Here is a 20,715-nt window from a genome sequence, read left to right on the forward strand (position 1 = left end):
ACCAATGAAATACTTGTCAAAATAAGAAGGTTTTTTTGTTAATCATCCGATATTGGGCGATGTGTTGTTATTCTTTAATTTTCAATAGGTTAATGCGTATATTTGGAGTAACACTATAACCAACCAACACCAAATAAAATGAAAAACTACTACACGCTGCTAGCACTGTTAGTTTCATCACTAACTTTCAGCCAAACATCAGGAATTAAACTTATGAATTCCACCCCCACAATTGATGCAAATGCTGCTCCACTTCCCATATATTTAAATGGAAAATTAGATTCTGTATACAAAACACCTGAAATTATTTTATTTAATTATAATGTACTGGATATAGATACCTTGGAGACAGAATTATCAACAATAAAAAACGAGTTATATAACAATTCAATGGATACAGATCCAGTAAATAGATATCACGATACCATTATAAGTTCAAAATTGGCCAGAATGAAGGTGATCCAGTCCGATTTAACAACGTTAAACAAAGAACAAGATTCTTTATATCACCTTTATACAAAAGATTATTTACAACATAAAAGGGTTACGTTTCTTACTTTCGGACCTAAAAGGTCAAGGGCATTGTTTGACTTTATTTATGACGGCTCAGGAAAAAGGTTCCAGGTTTTAAATAATACAGGATTTACTTTTGGCAACAATACGGGCTCCATATATTCTGAGCTCGTCAGTGGAAACCTGGGTATTTTTAGGGTAAGCCTGGGTTCTATGATATCGAGTAGCTCATCAGAAGACAATGAAACTGCTAAAGAAGAAGAAGCATTTCAGAGATTAGCTTCTTATGGCGGTAATACGGTCTTAACTATGGAATACCCGCTTGCTTATATCCATTCTAGAAACAATCAATATAATTTAATATCGCGTTTTATAGCCAAAGGTTCCGCAGACTTCCCGGAATTTGGAACCACCACGGATGAATTTGCTGGAAGCGCCTCTTTTGGGATCGATATCTATGCTGATGCATCTTTAAGTAATAATGCATTAAGGTTTTTTATGAATTTAAACATTAACGGCATTTTTGGGACAGACACCTATCAGGAGAACTTAGGAATTGACAATTCAAGTTTTTCTTTCGGTCAGGTCACATTGGGGCTTATTGTTGCTGAAAACATCAAGCTATCTTTTGTTTTAGGCTCCTTTAGCTCCGAAAGCAGTTTACAAAACCGCAATGTGATTTTAGGAGGGCAAATACTGCATTAAAGCGCTTTACTAAGTTGTATTAAAAATTTCATACTATGTGCTACAACTGAGGAATGTATATAAAATTGTTTAATAACAGAATGAAAAGTTAGTTTAAACTTCCTAAAAATCATCGGGATGTTAAAAACTCTCAAAGAAAGATGAAATTTCGATCGGAATTAAAAGCAATTGCTGATTCGTTGCGAACTTTAAGACGTGACGGTATTATCAGAACGAAAAATTTGGTCGGGGACTTGGGAGAATACTATTGTCAGGAATTGCTCAATATCAAACTGTGCAAAATTGTTGAAAAAGGGTTTGACGGATTTGATCCCGATGGTTTAAAAGTTGAAATAAAAACCAGAAGATTACCTTCTAATTCAGCCAAAGTCATTTTTAGAGGATTTGATTTCGACTATTGCTTATTTGTTGAACTAAATGAATATTTTGAACCCGTTCGAATTCTAAAAATTCCATCCGAAGAAATTATCTTTAATCTTGATAAAAAAGGTGACAGATTATCATTTAAAAAATTGACCACAGCCACAAAAAATATAAGGCTAATCTAAATTACCACAAAAATTCAATCAATCAACACATATCCGTTTTTTCAATTACCCACTTACCGGCACATAGTTGACCATTCTCTAAAAACAGGAGAGTTTTATCGACAATATTTATCGTCAAGTATCCAAACATATATTGGATGGAACAGTATAATGGATAGGACAAGAAAAATAAAAATGAACTTTGTTCCTGCTTCTGTAACTGCCTTCCATATCCTTATAATAAGTGCTATGTTATGTATAACCATCAGAACAAGTAGTATCCACCACATTGTGACGAAAACCTCGTGAGGGATGCTTTGAAAGAAGAATGTATCCACAAAGAATATTATTCCCAGGGCCGGGAAGATACTGAGCAATACTTTTTGAAGAACGCTTAGTTTTTTCATTTTACTTTTTTCTCTTGAATTTAACTGTTGATCTGTTTCCGCTTAATCCAGCTGAAATAACACCTCCGCCATATAGGTTAGCAGTCCATAAAAGCGTATTACTGTTCGTGTCAGTGTAGGCATTAATTCTGGTATATTTTAAAAGGGCACTTATCGATTTAACCGATATATACCCGGTACTGCTAAAAATATCCTCCAGGTCATATCCTTCCATATCCTGATGAAATTCTATGGTTCCGATGGCACCGGTCATAACTTCTACGGGAAGTCCTATCCCCGCTCCCAAACTTGCCCCTCCTGTTGAAATAACTTGCCCCTGAAGCCCTTCCGGTGCTCCTGCCTTTGGTGAAATTTCCAATTCCCCATAACCTGCGGTAACCAATTCACCCCCGGAAACATAGTTTATTTCCTTGATCTCGAAAGGAGACTGACCTTTTTTAAAATAGTATTTCTGATCGTCCTTTTCTTCTTCCTCTTCCTCCCACGGAACTTCCATATAGCCCTGAAAAGGATTTGAAATCTTCCAGTTCTTCTCGGCAATGGTACCGCCGGGGGTTTTAAAAATGGCCGGAATAAGTTTCAGTTTCATTCCCATAGGGTCTGTGGTGTTATGCCAGAACTTTTCTTGCCAGGAAACACATACACAATCCCAAAACTCATATTTACGCCATTCTTTCATGCCATCCGGGCCGTAAAATATGATCCTGCCCTGCTTCATCGTGTGGTTGGAAGTAATCCAATGGTGGAACAGGTCATCGTCTTTGGTGGATTCCAAATGAATATACACCCCTTCCAACTGCGATTTCCGGCTCGGTTTACCGCTCCAGTCCGTACCCTGCTCAAAGAGCAGGTCAAACGCCAGGATATTACGCACCTCCCCTTCCACAAATAGTTTTCCTTGTACGATCATACCAACAGGGAATTCAGCACTTTTAATGACTTAAGATATAGTGTAGACACCATAGCTTTGATAAAATTCGGTTAATGTTTCATTAATCAGGATGCTCGGGGCATCGCAAACAGGCGGGGTTTCGTAAAAGTACAAAAAAATCCGTAGTGGCGGTCCGCCCCTTACCGGTGCAACTGTTCTTTTGTCATCCCGTCCATTATGTAACCATAAAGATGGACTACACCAAACGAATGGCCTATGAAAACGGTCTCTACCATAAACAACCTGCCATCATCTTCAATCTCTATGACTGACCCCATAGGCGGCACGTATGGAACGGAACCTTTGGAACCGATTTTTTTATCCTTTTCATAAAGGTAAATATCTACTTTATGATCTTCCATCAAATGGCCCATAATCCCGGCCAGGTATTTCTTTAACCACATAATTTCTCCTTTTTAATACCACGATTATAAACATAAAAACACCCCTTCCGGATAGACCGGTGCGGGGTGTATGGGGTACAATATACAAATAGATATCCTGGGTATTTTGGGGTTTTCCGTAAACAGGTAAAAAAATGGAAAACCCTATTGAAAAATCACTCTTGAGTGGTTCTTAAAATACACATTTTGTGCATTTTGTACACAAATTTGTATATTTATAGGCAGAGATAACCATTTGGGTTTTTAGCCAATCTGCTGTTTTTTGTCATGCACTGTTTATCTGAATACCAATTTACCAGCATTTGTAGGGTGCTCAACCAACTCTCCCTGGGCAACCTGAACTATCGGCTGGAATTTTCTGATGAAGACGATGATTATGATATGCTGGTTATGTATATCAACCTTATTGGGGATATGGGAACACTTTACCTCTCTGAGATAATGTCCCGAAACGACAGCATAGAACCTTATACAGAAATCACCCTCCATTTAAACCAAAACTTTACCGTAAAATCCATTAATGAAAACCTGTCCAAAATCTTGAATAAACTTCCAAAAGAACTGGAAGGGAAGCTCTTTGAAGAATTGATTACCCATGAATCACTACAGGTCTGGTCCGCTCTAAAGCATAATTTTACTTATCACGATATACCAAGCTCCAGCTGTAAGCTTTTCTTTAAAATAAATACGTTGATATATTACGATTGCTTCTGTTACTTATGGAAGCTACCCGATAACAGCATATATATATCCACACATAATAGCAAAACCCAAACTCTGGAGGCTATCATGGAGCAATTGGGTATTGCTCCGCCAAAAGAAGAACAAATAATATCTCCAACTCCCCTATCTGAAGAAGATAAGACCAAAACTCTTATGCTCCAAATTGCACTTTATATAGAGCAACACCTGGACGGATCCTTACCCGATATGAAAACAATTACCAGGAATTTTGGTGTCAACGAAAAAAAATTAAAGCAGTCCTTTAAAAAGCACTACCACCAGACCCCGTATGCCTATTATATGGATAAGAAATTGGACAGGGCTATGGAACTTCTCCAAACCTCCCGCCTGAGTATCGAGGAAGTAGCTTTTTCTATTGGTTACAGTGCCAAATCCGGTTTTTATGAGGCATTCAAGAAGAAGTTTGGGATGACGCCGGGTAAGGTGGTTAGGGAGGGGTGATTATGAAATTGAAGATTGATGATGGAAGAAAGGGGGTATTACAATCTTCATCATCTTTACTTATTTGGTTTTTGGATAGCTTCTATCCAAGGAGTGCGGTCAAAATACACCTCATTTCGTGTAATTTTCCAGTCCGAAATTTCAACAATGTCCAACCCAAAGAGTATAACTGATTTCGTTCCTACAGGGATTTCAACTTTCCATTTTAGTGTGCAGCCATTTTCTGTTGGAATTATTTCTTCTGCTTTCCAAATCCAATTCGGATTTTTGGACAACAGCTTAGCGAAATACAGATTTATATTTTCCTTTTTAGAGATACCGGCTGGATTAGCCGGGTCTAAATAGAATGTGTTGTCAGCATAATAACTCAACAATTCATTTGGTTTATTTCCTGACCAAGAGTTTAACCATTCGTCAATAAATGCCTTCAATTCCATTTTCTTAATGTTTGTTCTGTAGCCTTCCCTAAAAATGTAGCCTTCCCTAGTATTAAAAATAGTAGCGGATTTTCACGCGCTTACTTTTCAGTTAAACACAGACCTATATTATACTTTCTTAATCTCGATTTAGCGATTAAACCGCTAATATTTTTATATTGTTACCTACAGTTTTTTGTAAATTTCCAAAACAATATTGTCGTTTAAGAATGGTTCGAAATTATTAATCCACATATAGTCTTCTTTAATAATATCTATCTTTTTATTCAAAATACTTTTTAATTTTTCCTTATTAAATGTTTTTTCAAACTTTCTAGTATAATATCTATTTACAGATAATTCTAATTCCTCATAATCTTTTCCAAATTGTTCGTAATCAATTTCCGACTTGTCGTAGTATGCTGTTTCTTGAAGAGTTGAATGATTAAAGTCACTAATTGCTGTTATGATATGGCTTTTAATTAACTCCTTATCTATAGGTAATTTAAATTCTTGACTGAAAGAGGAATCCAAATCTTCAAACGAAAGTTCTCCTTTATTTTTCTTTACAATTGTTTTCATTAATTCTTTATGTAACGTATGTTTTTGATTAAAGATAAGACCTGGTTCATAATAAATTTCATCATATAATCCATTTGGATAAGTATAACATTCTCCTATTTTAACTTTATATTTTAGCTTATTAAATAAGATTCTATTAAAAGGATAATATGTTGATATTAACATATTCGCAAATTCAGTATCCTCAAATAATAACTCTATATTCTCATCAATGTATTTGTCATTTGTCAAAAATTTAAAAATTCGGTGATAATATGATGCTATGTTTTTATTTTCAAAAACAACGATATTTTCCAGATTTTTATTTGCTTTAACTGAATAATTGTAGGAACCAGTAATAATTTTTTTCTTGTCAATTATTGAAAATTTATTATGATTGAATTTTTTAATATTTTGTTTTTGTATTAAAATTCCAGCATTTAACAAATTTTCTTGATGTTTTCCGAAAAAATATTTTTTGTTTATATGATTATCATCTACTAAAATTTCAATTTCAATATTAGATTTATTTTTAATACTGATAAGTGATTCAATAATTTTAGAATTCGTAAACCAAGCTACTATTATTGTAATTGACTTTTTTGCATTCGAAAAATTTTCGATAATTACACTTTCAATATTTTTTGTAAATGCAATCATTTCAATAATCTAGAATATTGATTTAAATCAACTATATTTTTAGAATATCTGTTTAAAAAAGTATATAAATGAGAAACAAAACCCAATATACTTGAGCTATTTCCGACACATTCATAATGAGTATTGTTTTTTAAACCTAAAAAGATTCCACTTTCAATTATTAGAATTCCATTTGGCCAATATCTTGATTCGATTTCGCCCAGTTTTTCGATAATAGTATCTATGTTTTTAAAACCTTTATAAGAAATTATAAAGGTTGGAATTTTCAAATCATCAAGAAGAGCCATTTCGTTATCTTCTAAATTATAACGATTGAGCTTTTGAATTTCCTTAATCTTTTTAATAGCTTCATCCCACTGATTATATAGGTTAGACTTTATTTCAAATGCTGCTCCTACGGAATCTGCTAAATACAATCTATTGTTTCCTGTTGAAATTGGGAAACTTAAAGAAAAGGGTAATTCAATAATAGTATCGATTTGACCAGTCTCTATTCCTTTAGCATCTGTTATTGTACCACTACCAAATCTGAAATTGGATGGAAGTATTTTTGATAAGAGGTTCGTTTGAAATATTTCTCTTTCATCTCCAATTATAGAAGATGAATACTTTTCACTATCTCTATGACATTCAAGCATTTTACTGTGAATATTTTCTAATTTTCTCTTGAAAAGATTGTTCATTTTGAAATTGTAGATAACTTGTTATATCATCATAAATATATCTTTTTATAACTTAAAATTGCGGGATAATAGTACTTTTTGTACCTCTTTCCTGGTTTTGGTTAATGACATACCAGCCGGAGGTGCAATAAAAAAGACGATTCCGGAGAACAGGAAGGTTTTTGAATAAAGGAAAGATTTCCTTTAAACCCTCAAAAATATAACTTATTGGGTTATGCAACGATTTCCCGTATTGGCAATAACTATTTTATTATTTTCCCTTTAATCCCAGTTGCACAACCATAAAAATATTCAACATATTCAACTTCAAACCCAGGTCGGTTAAAAATCTGAAAAACATTTTTGGAGTTTTTAAATTCTTCTGTATAAACACCCAACATTTTATAAGTTTCTGGACTTCCAAGAAATATTTTTCCCAAAACTGGAATGATGTGGTTCAGGTAAAACAAATAAAATGATTTTAATATTCTGTTTCCTGGAACAGAAACATCAATAAGAGAGAATTTTCCGTTTGGTTTTAGAATCCTGTGGATTTCGTTGGCTAACTTCCCAAGCTGTTCATCGTTGAAGGTCTTTAAACCAAAACTCGAAATAATAAAATCTGCACTTCCGCTTTCGATTGAGTTTTTAAAGACATTTTCCTTAAGGATTTTAATATTCGAGTTTTTGAACTTGCTTTTGTTTTTCTTGGCACGATTAACCATTTCCGTTGAAAAATCGAGTCCAATGAGTTTTGAGTTTTTGTCAGATGTTTTTAAAATATGTTTCCAACATTCTCCCATTCCGGTCATTAAGTCAACAACTATTTTTCCCTTCTCAATTTGGATTTCCTCAACACATTGACGTCTCCATCTTTCACTAAATCCAAATGATGTTATGTAATTCATTTGAGCATACGAACTACTCATTCTATCAAATAGCTTTTCAACAAATTTAGGTTCGTAGATTTCTTTCATTCATAGAGTTTCTTTATATGAGGGATTATGCACAACGTCTAAGTGTATGGAGCTGACGCAGCAATAGCAAGTCTGATCTCATACACAATGTTGGTCGGAGTTTTCCTCCTTTTTTATGTTCCTTCACTGTCGATTACTGTTAAATCAAGGTTTATTATAATCCGTTCAAGAGTTTTGTTCTCAAGGGAATACGTAATTAGGTATTTAAACCATTCACCGAACCTTGTATATACAGCTTTTTCGGGTACGTGTAAATCAGGGTCTAATTCTTTTTGCTCAATTCCTAAAAATCTCTCGTCAATCAATATATTTAATTCCTCTTCAATTTCCTTTGCGGGGAGATTTATTTCCCTTTTGAGTTTAGGAATTAAGTAATATCTGCATTCAAATTGGTTGTTTATAGCTTTAGATTCTTCCTTTCCATTTTCAATTATGTATTTTAAAATGAGTCTTGTCCTAAGGGGAAGGTTACTTAACAGTTTGCCTTCATTGTTTATCTTTTCTAATTCTTCATCATTGTCATCTTCACCTTGAAAAAACAATAATCCATTAAGTGCTGGTTGGAATTGATTTGGCTTAAAAAGATCAATTGGAGCAATTGTTTCAGATTCAGGTTCAATTATGTTGTATTGAACTATGAGGAATTCCTTATCAAATATGCTGTTTAACTCTAACAGCTTTTCTATGTCCAAGTCAAATACTATTTTAGATAAATCTCGAAAATCGATAATATCTCTTGTTATGTCAAATGCAATAGAACTTGGTACTTTATTAGAATCAAACGAAGGATAAGAGTTCCGTTTTTTGCCAATAACAATAAATTTGACTGCCTCAAATATTTCAGGATATTGTTCTTCAATTTTTTCAAAGCTGGAGTTTATTTTCCCTGAATCTACTTTAGAAGAAACCTGATATCCTGTTTTCAACAAACTACTTCTCAGATCCAGCCCAGGTGCGTTTGATCTTGTCGAGTTTAAATTTTCTATGTCGTTTGCGTCGTAAACTACTTTAAGAATATCTCTAACAAAATTCTCTAAAATTCTGTGTATGTCAAACATTCCAAGTTTTGCTCTAAACTCGATTTTTTCTGATAAACTATTTAAATCATCAATTATTCGTCCTATAATATGTCCTCGAGTGGTCATTTTCAACTTTCTTTTAATTCTGACTAACTTTTTCGGGCTTTGCGTTCGGGCGGGTTTCGGAGCACAAAACTGTCAACCTGCACTACACATGAATAGAAGCACAAAGCTTCATTTAACCACTGAACCGCCAATTTCTTGTACCATGTTGGGCACTGGCATTATTATGGGTTAAAATATGTATAAAGTTTATCTCTTAAATGATTTTTAAACTCCAAATCTTCAATTTTGTCAATACAATCAAGTTTTTCGTAAAATTCATCTGTTTTCAATTTTGTTATATCTTCATATTGTGAATGTAGGTTAAACTTTTCATTACTTTGAGTTGTCTGGAAAACACTAATACCTTCGGAAGCACCAAATTTAATTATCTCGTTTCTTAAGTTTTTTTCAATTCTGCAACCCAGAAAGATGGCTTCAATATTGAAAAATTTAATTGTGTTTTTAGGAAAAGCTAAGGAACTTTGCTCACTTAATATTAATCTCCATTCATTTTCATATTTCCAAAATCTTGATTTTGTTGTAAGCGTTTTCAGAGTGGTTTTTATTACTGACTTGTTTAATTTTAATTTTCCTTCTTCAAATTCAAGCTTCAGGAGTTCTTTTGATGAGATTTTGGGAACAACAGAGGTGTATTTAACAGGAAATAAACCACTTACAATCAATTCTTTATCATCTAAATTCTCAAAGTCAATTGAATATTTAATACAAAAGCCTCTGTGATTATCAGCATAATGAGACCACATTGTCGAATTTTGTAATAGTTCGTCATCATCTTTAAAGTCTGAGAAGCAACTAATTCTAAACTGCAAGCTTCTGATATTCTTAATCTTTCTTTGACACTCAACACGACCTTTATACAGTAAACGGTCTGCATATTCTTTAAAATCCTTGTTTTTATTCTCAAAAATTGAATAAATAGTCATAAAAGTACTTCTCCGATTACTATAAATTACACGACCATTTGTTTCATCTTCTTTCGACCATGAATTATTTATCTCCCAGTACTCTTTTGAGCTAATACTGCTTGGCGTTTCTGTAGCCGTTATCCGATTATTTCGTTTTAACTCTCTTAATAAATACAGCTTTGCATATGTTTCAGTTTCAACGCACACATAGCTATCGAATGGGTCGTTAAAGTTCTGAGGGGTTGATAAAAAAATTGTTTGATTTTGCAGGCTTAATAAACTGTATATTGTTGGCGGGAAAAATTTATATAAATTTCTTGGAAGATGCTCATCCTTATATTTGAAGAACTCACTTTGTGTTTTTTGTAATCCTAACGTTTGTAAACTGTCTACATATTCATTAATAAAATGGCTCACCCAGTTTCCTGAATAATTTCGACTTCTATAGTCTGATGACTTGTGATTTGATTTCTCATCAAATATGCTCATATCTCTTTGTTAGATGCGGTCATATACTTGTGCCCAACTTGTTAAATCATCATAAATATATCTTTTTATAATTTAAAATTGCGGGATAATAGCACTTTTTGTTTCTCTTTTCCCATTTTGTTCTTCACACAACAATTTGAGGGGCAATGGAAAGGATGGTTCCTGAAAAATGGGCAAGTTTTGTAATTAAGGGAATACCAAAGAAACGGCTAGGTATTAATGGTTTTGCAGCTTTTGGTTGTCAGAATATTAAAAGCATTATACAATCAGCTTGCGCAAATGTAAAAAAAAAGGGACTAACGTTCAATTCAATAACACGTTAGCCCCCATTACACAAAACCGCTATTAGCGACCGTTTTTCTTTCTACTTACATCCGCAGTTGGACTTTGTTATTTCACTTTCATTTAAGTGTTTAACAATATATGGGGATAACTCCTTTTTCTCATTCTCTTTTTTTAGCTCAAAGTACCCCTTTAACAAAACTTCTATCAGAATTTCTTTACTCGGATCTGACATAGTCAGTCCATTCCAGTGCCATTCTCTTGTCTCAGAGCAATCGGACAGATGTTTAGGATAAAAGTCAAGATTGCCAACTCTTATTGTTGGTGAAGCCTATCCATTTTTATTAATTTTTCAGCAATTGTAGATTGGAAAATCTGGAATGAAAGTCCACAATATTCTGCTAAAGTCTGTCTTAAGGTCTCAATCCAGTTAGCTCTTGATGCTGTAACAGAATTTATAAAAACTGTTTTTTTGCATTTTTAAAACTTATCTAAAGTCCAGTGAAACCCACTACAAGTGAAACAATAATTCCAATGAACGTAATTAGTTCCTTTGTTTCTATCATTTAGTATTTACGATTATTGGTTAATTGCCACAAACGACCAAATATAAGCATAGTAATGATATTTATGTACTACCCTAATTTATCGTTGATCTCTATTTTGTTTTTATACTTTTATTTTAAGCTTATTCGTTGATATTGCTTTTTACTTTATTCTGTTTACCGCTTTCTTTCGTACATAACCCCAGTGCCATTTGTATAAAATCAGATATACTTTTTCCTAAAATTGCCATTCCTGCATCGTGAGGGTTTTCTAATTTGTAACGTCCTTTTGCTGAACCATTAAGAGCATAGTCAAATCCGTTAATTGTCACAATACACCAATGACTTTGCCTACACTCAATAATAACTTGGTCAGCATAAAAAGGCCACTCACCATTATATTCCGATTTCAAAATTTTCTTTGATTTATATTCAGGATTTACATTTCTCTGAATTTCATCAAATACTGTTCTTTTGTGCACCTTTTTCGGTGTTTCTTTGTATTTGGTAGTTTGGTTTCTATAATCCTTTTTGCCAAAATCTTTATCGTAAAGCATTCCAAAATCAAAAACTGTTGCTGCTGATAATTGTCTTCCTTTTTCTCCTAAACATTCAAAAATAAATTGTCTTGATAGTGCCGAAATAAACTTTTCAAATACAATAATAATATGATTGCTTATCTTTTGGTAGACTTCGTGACATAAATTAAAGTCCATTAGTTTCTCAATATCATTACTATCAAGAATTGTATTTTCAAATTCCTCCCAAAGTTCTTTAGTATCAACTCCAATCTTCGCATTGTCGGTTATTAAATCAAAGTTGTGGTATCTTGATAATTTGCCAAACTCGGATAGTATGAATAGTAATTTTTTTAAATCTGAACTGGTCCGAATAAAATTGCGATCCCCTCCAAATTGTGGTCGATTAAAGTCTGTATAATAATTCTCAATTATCTCCCTAAGCAATTTTTCTAAATCGTGTCCAAGATTTTTTAGATATTTAAAATTCGGTAGTTTTCCGTATTTATGAAAATGTCCTAAACAGATGTACGCTTTCATAAATCTCTCAAATCCTTGCGATAAAAGTTGAAAAGGAAGAAAGTAAAAATCGTTGTCGAGATTGATATTTTGTAGTTCACCAAAACCTAACTTAATCAACTTATCAGAGGTTCCAAATTCCTCTAAAAGTGCAAAATATTTTATGTTATCTATTTCCGGCATTTAGGTTTTTCAGCATTCAGCACAGTAAAGCACTATATTAAGTTTCGTTTTGAATTTTAAACCCTTGTATCGAAGATACATAAAATTCAAAAGACAAGTAGAACTTTCCAAATTACACTTAACATACATTCTGACATGTCTTCACTGGATGGTCAGTCGTATTTTTCTATTTTGTCAGCATAATGTTTCTTCACTTTCATCATAGTCTTCCTCTTTATGCCTGGAGGAACATTTTATTATTTGTTCATCGGATGGTGTTCTATCGAACTCGTGCCTTAACTGAGGGTCTGCATAAATTTTATTCTTGTCGAATTGGATAATCCATTTTTCAAAACTATCAATAATTTCGCGCCGCTCAATTTTTAAATGCCCTTGGTTTTTCTTGATTATTGGTTTAAGATGCTCAGGAAGTGGACGAGGTTCTTCTCCAAAATAGTAAAAGTGGGTTGAAAGTAAAGCATTTTGTCCACCTAGGTCTCTTTCCCTGTTTGTTTCATTGTGAACTCCTTTCCTGATTGTCGGCTCAGCACCATTACTAAAATCATAAATACAATCACCCATTCTTTTAGTCCAATCTCCGGCAAACCATTTAGGAATTTTATTTGGGAGATTTTCTATACAAAATTTGTCGTAATCCTCAAGACTCATTTTCTCAGTGATTTTCATGGCATAAACAATATTGCCTGAGAGATCATAAGTATTTCCATCCTTGATTTTGGAGTTTTTGGAGCCTGTCCCAATTACCCAGTCACCAATTCTTGCAGTTCTTCTTATGGCTGGTTTACATATTGTCAGTGTACAGGTTCCCCAAAATGGATTAGGTGCTGCTCCGTCATCAAATCGTAGTACGTATGAATATAGTTGTGTCATTGTATTTTTTTTGCATGCTGCCCAACAATCCTGGTTAAGAAACGTCCAGGTTTTGGAACATACTTCTATTAACCGAAAACCAAGTTTTATTTTATGTACTAAATTTTATTTTAGCCCTCCCACTCACATATTTTCTTAGCCCATTAGGAAGGTCGCGCTTTTTATTGTCCAACCGTAAAGCCATACATGTCAATTATTTTTGCCTTTGGGTAATTAATCTTTGTCTTCCGTCCTGTTATAAAGTCAGTTGTGTATGTCTGCTTGGCCAAGTTGTCAATAGTGTACTTGTTAGCCTCATAGAATTCTCGTATGAAAGTTAACGATTTTTCATTCACTCTTCTGAAGCCACATTGACCCTCGGCTATTACTCTGAAAGTATTACAGAAGTAATTATCAAATGCCGGAAGAAACCCAAAAACACCAAGCAAAACTTTTGTTGTAAGGGTCAAATCAGCATTGCCATTGTGAATTAAACACTCCTTAATTTCTTTATAAATGGTCAGTATGGTCTGGATGTTATGATCGTTATAATTATCCACGTCAATGTTCCAAATTGATCTGTCCAAGTCTGAAATATAACGGACTGTCTGCTCAAAATGTTTAGTACTTTTTTGAAGTAAAAAGCTTGAACCTCTTAGCATTCCCCAGCTTGCTAAATAAAAACCCAATGCCAGGCAGCTTTTTTCAATGTCTTTTGTCAAGTCACTTGTCGTCAAAAAATAATTGTAACAATAATCAAAGGATGTATAACGATCTTCCGGATGAGAGTGGACTTTAAATTTTTCTACTTCCATTACAATGTCCGTCCGAATCAAATGATCTATGCCGTTGTCACTTTTCATCATCTAAAATTGAGGGGGTGTAGTCTTCCCAAATCCGGGACCTGCCTTTCGCATCTTGATAAAATGGATTTAGTGTATCCCTTCAGTAATTTATTCATCCATTATAATTTCATTTTTTCTTTTTTCCACACAATCATCTATATCCTTCTTTGTAGGTATAATCTGTTTTAAAATGAATGATCGGATACATTCTCTTCGCATATTATTAATTCTTTGCTCCTTTAATATGTTTATTAGCTTTTTATTAATATTTGACCAATCATGATGACTAATTATTCCTATTTTGGGTGGTTCCAATTTATTATTCAATTGAGCATTTAAATTATACTTATCACTCAACTCAAAAAGATCTTGTCTTGAAAAATCAAATTCGCTTTCTTCAAAAAAGGCTAAGATTATGAATTCGTTAAGTATTATTTGGAAAGGATCGTTATCCTCAAAATTAAAATATAATAAGTTCTTTGTTTTACGTTTTTCCCAATCAACTTTTTCTTTCGCAGTCATTTTTTCCAAATCGACAACTTCATCTTCGCTCCTGAGAATTACATATGGGAAAATATGAAAATGTTCAGAATTATTTTCGATTTCCTTTAACCAATGCTTGAGCTTCGTTGCAATTCTATGGTGTTTATATTCGGGAAGAAATGTGTCCAACGTTTTTCTCAATAGTTCTTCTGCTCCTTCCGGGATTTCAAATCCTTTGAACACAGGTTTATTTGATATCGAAGCCCTCCATATTATGGAATAGATTAACAAATGAAATGCAATCGGGTTTATTCGCTCACAAGAGAAATAACTTCCACCTCCTTTTTCAATAATTCTATAAATTGGAAAATTATCTGAAAATTTTAATTCTCCTATTTTATTAGTTATTTCTTGACTAAAATAGCTTTCAATGTAAGAAAGTCGTTTTTCACATCCTAAGCACAGGATGTAATCTTCTTTAATACTCTCTGCTTTTTTATTTTGAGAATAATCCTGATTGGGGTCAGCGGTTAAATCATATCCTTTTTCTTCGTCTCTCTTTCCTATTTGAGATGCAACAATAAAGCAAGAAGTAAGGTGTGAGCCAGTTTGATTAGCCTCCTTTTCTTTACATAGTTTACAAATTTTCATCGTTGACTTTTAACCGTTTGCGACTTCCTATCTATTCCCAAATATACCCCTTTCATCAATAAAAATAACCTGATAACATCACTTTTTGTCCTCTTTCCCAGTTTTATAAAACATCCTACAACCCAAACCACCCCAATCCCCAATTCCGATAAACATCCCAAAAATCCCAAAATAACGGATTTTGGTAATTTTTACTCTAAAAAAGTTTTATAAAAAGCTGATTTTCAGTAAAAAAGTTCGTTTTCCGAACTGAAATTTAATTTTAATTACTGAATTTTATGCTGTAATGATGTAGGATAATAATTACAATTTGGTGTTTTAGATTTAAATTCTAACCACATCAGGCATACAAACCCTAAAATGATGAAACCAGTTCTTATATCCATAAAGCGTTTTACACATCAAAACCGCCATATTATAGTGGAAATTATCTGCCTGCTGTATATCATCTTATTTGTTTATGCCGCTTTTACCAAACTAATAGATTATGAAAAATTCCAAATACAGGTAGGGCAATCCCCTATTTTTACCTCTATAGGTGGCTTGATCGCTTGGATAATTCCTACCATAGAACTGCTCATTGCGTTCATGCTTATTATTCCACGGCTAAGGTTACTGGCCCTGTATGCCTGCTTTAGCCTTATGGCTATGTTTACGGCATACATCTATATCATTCTGAATTTTAGCCCTTTTGTTCCATGTTCCTGTGGCGGCATCCTGGAAAAAATGGGATGGACAGAACATTTGGTTTTTAATATCGCTTTTGTATTCTTGGCAATAATCGGGGTCCTGTTACATTCTCCGGAAAGGAATGAACAAAGTTCGGTAGCCAGGAAGTCTTTTAAACAATTTTTGTTTAACACTAAATAGAAACTATTATGGGAAGCCCTATTACCAAATTAACTATTTGCTTGATTTTTAGCATCCTTACAGTTCTGGGCTTATATGCTGTCTCTGATAAGCTTACCCATGAACATAACAGTTTTCATAGGTCTTTCCCTCCTCATCCTATAATACGGGCTGGTGGTATCGACCTGAAGTATAACTCTTATTACATTGCAGGAACAGACAGTAACCGGGTTTATCTAAGTAATTTAACCGCTCCACTTCATCTGCTTTCCGTAAACCTTCCAGACCTGGACACTACCCACATTCGTCTGAGCATTGAAGATCCGGAAAACACAAAATTCCGGCGCAATACCAAAGTAGAAGTGCTACCTCCCTATTTTTATATTACAGATGGGGTTACCCCAAGACTTTTAAGGGGTAAGATAGGAGAATGGCATGCAAGGCGGTTTATGTATGATAGCGCATTTTTCAGTGTTGCAATTCCCATAGGCCCAAAATCTTTTGCTTTGCGAAGCACCAGTAGCAAAACCCGTGAGCATGTGTTGGGCAAGGAAACAAATAAAAGTCCTCATGTAAAACTGGTTCCGGGCTTACTGGAAAAACAAGTGGATGGTATTTTTTGTACTGATGGCATGCTTCATTATAACCGGGAACTATCCCAACTGATATATCTTTACCATTACCGCAACCAATACATTGTCACAGACACTTCCCTAAACCTTTTATATCGGAGAAATACCATCGATACCAACAGCAGGGCCAAAATAAAAACAGCCACAATAACTTCGGAAAATTCCAAGACAATGGCCACCCCTCCATTAATGGTAAATAAAAGGAGCGCCACATACGGAGACAGGCTTCTGGTCCACTCTGACCTTATGGCCAAAAATGAATCCAAAAAAGCCTTTTCCAAAGCTTCCGTTATTGATGTTTATCATCTAAAACGTGGGAAGTATGAGATGAGTTTTTATATCTACCCGTATAACGAGCTTAAACTAACAAATTTTGAAATAACCAATAAAAATCTGATAGCCTTACATGGTCAATACCTCGTTGTTTACAACACGCATTTCGACATGTTTAACAGAGGCCTTTTCCCTGGAAAAGTAGATTACACAAATATAAAAACCACTCCTCCATAATCATACCTAAACAAACAGCCAGGCTTTCAAAGCTTGGTCATTACAATATTCTATCGCGAGAGAATCAGGAATTTAAAGTACCGAAAACCTGTTTAAAAAAGTAGGTCGTTAATGTTTAATTAAATTTTAGAAATCATGAAAAAACTCAAGTTTATTTTACCTGTAATGGCATTCGTTTTTGCTATAGCTGTTTCCTTTGCATCTGCAAAGTTTGTTGAGACAACAGATATAGTAGGGGAATTCATTCAAAAGCCTGGCCTATGTGAGCCAGTTACGGCCGGATGTAGTGGAGATGGCCCAACCTGTACAATTCCAGGACAAATAGTTTATCGCATTAGTAATGAAACACTTACAATGTGTAGTGATCCACTCGGGCATACACCGTTGCCTTAAATAATTAAATGATAAGAGTTGGCAGGGCTATCCTTGCCAACTCTTATTTGCTAAATCAAAATAAAAACATGTAACAAAACAAGTTTTAATCACACATCCCTAATCCGAGATTACAAGCACCTTAAATTCTTTTTCCGCCCTTTCTATGATAAACCCCTGCTTTCTTAACAATCTTTTAATATCATCAAAATCCGACCAAATTACATCTGCTTCGTTTATATCAATATTCCCTTTTATTCCTGATTCATTTATGATCGGTAATTCCTTGCTACGAACCATATAGAATAATTCTGTAAGATAATCATCAATTGGTACGTTTTGGTAACCTATCTTAGTAAAATTATCCCCTTTATACCGATATTCCCCTCCTTTGGACCTTAGCTCTTTTTTAGCTTTATCCGTTGTTGTTATTTTCCAATAAGGCAATTTTCTCTTTTCTACCTGAGCATGGTACCCAAAATAGTTTTGCAGGTCCCGTTGCATGAATTCCATAAGGAGTTTGGGTGTGGCTCTTTCAGGTGGAACTATGAGGCTATAACAAAACATATTTTTCCTATCCCCATAATCGTAAGATGTAAATAGCGAATCTTCAACCATTTCCAACAGAACCTGATTGTAATTCTCCTTATAAGAAGATATATTCTCCTTCTTCTGAAGAAGCAATTCCCAATAACCTAAATATGCCAATTTATAAAGAGATTCCAAAGTGGCCGCTCCCTCAAGTTTTCCTTTGGGAATATATCCTTGGTCTTGACACGCATCATCAACAGATATCGGGATGCCAGGTACTAAAGGTGTTTTAAGTTTATATTCTGTCAATAAGGACCGATATAAAAAATCGGTAGGCTTACCTCCTTTTCCGTCAATTAACAAAGGGGTTTGTGTATCATAAGTATCTTTATCCTCTTTACCCTCTTTATACGCTTCATAGGAACTATCCTTAAAAGGAAATAATTCCTTATTTAAAAATGATTGTACTTTTTCTTGATTGATTGTAGTAGTAATAGCCTGTACTATACCTTTATCATCAATCCACACTGCATGGGGCACATATCCTCCAGGGACAAAACGCTGGAACAATTTGGGGTCAAAAGCTATTGGTGCCTGCCAATTTTGCTTTTTCCCCAATCGTTCATATAAGTCCCTTAATTTATCCATCCCGGGCTCCTGTCCAGGCAACATATACTTATTTGCTGTTCCGGCCGGTTCTCCGCCTACCAAGATAATCTCTGCCCTATCTTTAAATCTTTTATGAAGGTCATTTACCCTTGATAGACTTTTAACTGCACCGGAACAAAACCTGCTCCAGAAATATAGGATCACAAACTTTCCTTTCAGTTCTTCAGAATTTATTTCTTTATTGGGATAGTAATCGATATCCTGTAAAACAAAATCCGGGATATGTTTCCCTATTTCGGGGTATTCGCCACTGTCCTGTGCATTTAAATTAAGGGAACAGATAACAACACCCATTACAATAACGCTTTTTATTGCATTCATCTCTTTTGTTTTTTTTAAAATATTGTGATATTAATTGCAATCAGGAATTCTTGTAACTTTCCTAATACCCATCGTTCTGTATTAAATTAGGATTTCGTCCTATTTCCTGTTCCGGTATAGGATATAATACATCGGTTGATTGCCAATCCGGTTTAAGCGGTGCCAGCACGGAATCGGCTCTGCCTGTACGTTTAAGGTCCAGCCAACGGTGCCCACCCTCCGCAAAAAACTCTACCCGTCTTTCCTGTAGAATAGCATCCATTAATTCTTCTTGGGACCCTGCCAAAGTATTTCCCAACCCGGCACGGTTGCGAACGGCATTAAGGTCTTGTTGTGCTCCGGAAATGTTCCCCTGCTGCATCCGTGCCTCCGCACGGACCAGGTATTGCTCCACCAACCGTATGACTGTAGAATATTCCGTAGGCTCAATAGTAGGCAATATAACCTTGTATTTATAAGGGTAATATACTGTTGGATTGGTTCCATCATCAAAAATCCCTACCCAATGTGTTAAGCGTTTGTCTCCAGTTTCAAAAGCATCAATGAACGAATTTGTAAAGGATGCAGGAGTTAAAAAGTAATTAAAAGCTTCCACAATAAAATTACTCGCTTCATACGTGCGGCCGGCATTACTTAAAGGATCTATTTGCCAAATGGCTTCCTTACTGTTTGCTAAAAACACCTGACCCAAATCATTCAGCAAGCCATATTGGGAATTTACAGCAATAACCTCTGTTGCAAGGTTTTCTGCCTTTGCCCAGTCTTCATGATATAAATAGACCCTGGCCAATAATGCAGAAGCCGCAAAACTGTTGGGCCGGGTCCTTTCTGAATTTATATATTCATCCCCCAGTAAATCCCGGGCCTCTGTTAAATCCCTGATAATTTGCTCATACACCTCTTCAACGGAGACCTTGGGTGCCAAGGCATTTTTAGTATAATCTGTGATAACAATTAATGGAACATCTCCATACAGGTTAACTAAATAGAAATATGCAAACGCCCGTACAAATTTAGCCTCTCCTTCCAATTGTCTTCTAATTTTAGTGGTGACCTCTGTAGAATTAGCCAGGCCCTCCAATAAAGAATTGGTCATGTAAATTGTATTGTATGCACTGGCCCATATATACATATTTGCCTGGTTAGCCGGATCAATTTGGTTTTGGCGGAAGTCCGGCAATGTAGCAAAAAGTACTATATTGTAAAGATCAAACTCATCTGCCGAAAGCCCGCTCAATCCCATAACAGAATATGAACCCCCGCCCGCAAAACCCGTCAACTGAAATAATCTATGATAAATGCCTTCCATTGCAGAAATGGCAAGTTCATCCTTTTCATAAATCGCATCACTTGATACACTAGAGTTGGGAGGGTCCACATCAACAAAATCTTCACACGAAAAAATAACCCCGCAGATTAATATAACCCATATTACACGAATACTAAAGTTTGCTTTCATTCTTCTAATA

The 20,715-nt window shown here is 34.7% G+C and carries 21 protein-coding genes; 6 read left to right on the forward strand and 15 right to left on the reverse strand.

Features of this window, described 5'->3' with window-relative positions; genetic code table 11:
- The first annotated feature begins 138 nt into the window (after positions 1-138).
- Together ED312_RS06570 and ED312_RS06575 are read left to right on the forward strand one after the other, a co-directional pair.
- A complete protein-coding gene (locus ED312_RS06570; RefSeq protein WP_148044227.1) occupies positions 139-1,218 on the forward strand; it encodes a hypothetical protein in 1,080 nt (359 codons plus the stop codon).
- A 140-nt stretch (positions 1,219-1,358) separates the two neighbouring features.
- The gene (locus tag ED312_RS06575; RefSeq protein ID WP_123215218.1) at positions 1,359-1,766 is read left to right on the forward strand and encodes a DUF6998 domain-containing protein; all 408 of its coding nucleotides are present in this window, start codon (positions 1,359-1,361) and stop codon (positions 1,764-1,766) included.
- Between the two features lie 95 nt (positions 1,767-1,861).
- Here the strand turns inward: ED312_RS06575 and ED312_RS06580 are convergent, their stop codons facing one another.
- From ED312_RS06580 to ED312_RS06590, 3 genes are all read right to left on the reverse strand, one after another.
- A complete protein-coding gene (locus tag ED312_RS06580; protein ID WP_123215219.1) occupies positions 1,862-2,152 on the reverse strand; it encodes a hypothetical protein in 291 nt (96 codons plus the stop codon).
- Between the two features lies 1 nt (position 2,153).
- Positions 2,154-3,062: a type VI secretion system tube protein TssD gene (tssD, locus tag ED312_RS06585; RefSeq protein ID WP_123215220.1), complete on the reverse strand. Its 909-nt coding sequence runs from the start codon at positions 3,060-3,062 to the stop codon at positions 2,154-2,156.
- A gap of 161 nt (positions 3,063-3,223) precedes the next feature.
- A complete protein-coding gene (locus tag ED312_RS06590) occupies positions 3,224-3,487 on the reverse strand; it encodes a hypothetical protein (RefSeq protein WP_123215221.1) in 264 nt (87 codons plus the stop codon).
- A gap of 267 nt (positions 3,488-3,754) precedes the next feature.
- Here ED312_RS06590 and ED312_RS06595 point away from each other — a divergent pair, with 267 nt between their 5' ends.
- Positions 3,755-4,672: a helix-turn-helix transcriptional regulator gene (locus tag ED312_RS06595; protein ID WP_123215222.1), complete on the forward strand. Its 918-nt coding sequence runs from the start codon at positions 3,755-3,757 to the stop codon at positions 4,670-4,672.
- A 56-nt stretch (positions 4,673-4,728) separates the two neighbouring features.
- Here the strand turns inward: ED312_RS06595 and ED312_RS06600 are convergent, their stop codons facing one another.
- The 10 genes from ED312_RS06600 to ED312_RS06645 form a co-directional block, all read right to left on the reverse strand.
- Positions 4,729-5,109, reverse strand: a complete 381-nt coding sequence (locus tag ED312_RS06600) for a nuclear transport factor 2 family protein (RefSeq protein ID WP_123215223.1) — start codon at positions 5,107-5,109, stop codon at positions 4,729-4,731.
- 165 nt (positions 5,110-5,274) lie between these two features.
- Positions 5,275-6,309: a phospholipase D-like domain-containing protein gene (locus ED312_RS06605; protein ID WP_123215224.1), complete on the reverse strand. Its 1,035-nt coding sequence runs from the start codon at positions 6,307-6,309 to the stop codon at positions 5,275-5,277.
- Positions 6,306-6,992, reverse strand: coding sequence for a DUF6602 domain-containing protein (locus tag ED312_RS06610; protein WP_123215225.1), 687 nt, complete (start codon positions 6,990-6,992; stop codon positions 6,306-6,308). Before ED312_RS06610 ends, ED312_RS06605 begins: the two co-directional genes overlap by 4 nt.
- Positions 6,993-7,234: 242 nt before the next feature.
- Positions 7,235-7,948: a class I SAM-dependent methyltransferase gene (locus tag ED312_RS06615; protein WP_123215226.1), complete on the reverse strand. Its 714-nt coding sequence runs from the start codon at positions 7,946-7,948 to the stop codon at positions 7,235-7,237.
- Between the two features lie 113 nt (positions 7,949-8,061).
- Positions 8,062-9,093 carry an SMEK domain-containing protein gene (locus ED312_RS06620; RefSeq protein ID WP_123215227.1) on the reverse strand — a complete coding sequence of 344 codons (1,032 nt, stop codon included), beginning with the start codon at positions 9,091-9,093 and terminating at the stop codon, positions 8,062-8,064.
- Positions 9,094-9,254: 161 nt separating this feature from the next.
- Positions 9,255-10,487, reverse strand: a complete 1,233-nt coding sequence (locus ED312_RS06625) for a DUF2971 domain-containing protein (RefSeq protein WP_123215228.1) — start codon at positions 10,485-10,487, stop codon at positions 9,255-9,257.
- A 970-nt stretch (positions 10,488-11,457) separates the two neighbouring features.
- On the reverse strand, positions 11,458-12,534 hold the full coding sequence (locus ED312_RS06630) for a hypothetical protein (protein ID WP_123215229.1): 1,077 nt from the start codon (positions 12,532-12,534) through the stop codon (positions 11,458-11,460).
- 174 nt (positions 12,535-12,708) lie between these two features.
- Positions 12,709-13,404: an Nmad2 family putative nucleotide modification protein gene (locus ED312_RS06635; RefSeq protein ID WP_170164458.1), complete on the reverse strand. Its 696-nt coding sequence runs from the start codon at positions 13,402-13,404 to the stop codon at positions 12,709-12,711.
- 161 nt (positions 13,405-13,565) lie between these two features.
- The gene (locus ED312_RS06640; RefSeq protein ID WP_206363213.1) at positions 13,566-14,249 is read right to left on the reverse strand and encodes a hypothetical protein; all 684 of its coding nucleotides are present in this window, start codon (positions 14,247-14,249) and stop codon (positions 13,566-13,568) included.
- 87 nt (positions 14,250-14,336) lie between these two features.
- Positions 14,337-15,362, reverse strand: coding sequence for a hypothetical protein (locus ED312_RS06645; protein ID WP_123215230.1), 1,026 nt, complete (start codon positions 15,360-15,362; stop codon positions 14,337-14,339).
- A 360-nt stretch (positions 15,363-15,722) separates the two neighbouring features.
- On the opposite strand from ED312_RS06645, the gene ED312_RS06650 reads away from it, so the two are divergent.
- From ED312_RS06650 to ED312_RS06660, 3 genes are all read left to right on the forward strand, one after another.
- Positions 15,723-16,232 (forward strand): MauE/DoxX family redox-associated membrane protein, encoded by a 510-nt coding sequence (locus ED312_RS06650; protein ID WP_240643044.1) that lies wholly within the window; start codon positions 15,723-15,725, stop codon positions 16,230-16,232.
- Between the two features lie 41 nt (positions 16,233-16,273).
- The gene (locus tag ED312_RS06655; protein WP_148044228.1) at positions 16,274-17,353 is read left to right on the forward strand and encodes a hypothetical protein; all 1,080 of its coding nucleotides are present in this window, start codon (positions 16,274-16,276) and stop codon (positions 17,351-17,353) included.
- A gap of 135 nt (positions 17,354-17,488) precedes the next feature.
- Entirely contained in the window at positions 17,489-17,746 is a 258-nt protein-coding gene (locus tag ED312_RS06660; protein ID WP_123215233.1) for a DUF6520 family protein, read from the forward strand.
- 99 nt (positions 17,747-17,845) lie between these two features.
- Here ED312_RS06660 and ED312_RS06665 read toward each other — a convergent pair whose 3' ends face one another.
- Both ED312_RS06665 and ED312_RS06670 read right to left on the reverse strand, forming a co-directional pair.
- Positions 17,846-19,246 carry a peroxiredoxin family protein gene (locus tag ED312_RS06665; protein WP_123215234.1) on the reverse strand — a complete coding sequence of 467 codons (1,401 nt, stop codon included), beginning with the start codon at positions 19,244-19,246 and terminating at the stop codon, positions 17,846-17,848.
- Positions 19,247-19,307: 61 nt separating this feature from the next.
- Entirely contained in the window at positions 19,308-20,705 is a 1,398-nt protein-coding gene (locus ED312_RS06670) for a RagB/SusD family nutrient uptake outer membrane protein (protein WP_123215235.1), read from the reverse strand.
- Positions 20,706-20,715 lie beyond the last annotated feature (10 nt).

It is taken from the genome of Sinomicrobium pectinilyticum, from assembly GCF_003725735.1.
GTDB lineage: Bacteria > Bacteroidota > Bacteroidia > Flavobacteriales > Flavobacteriaceae > Sinomicrobium > Sinomicrobium pectinilyticum.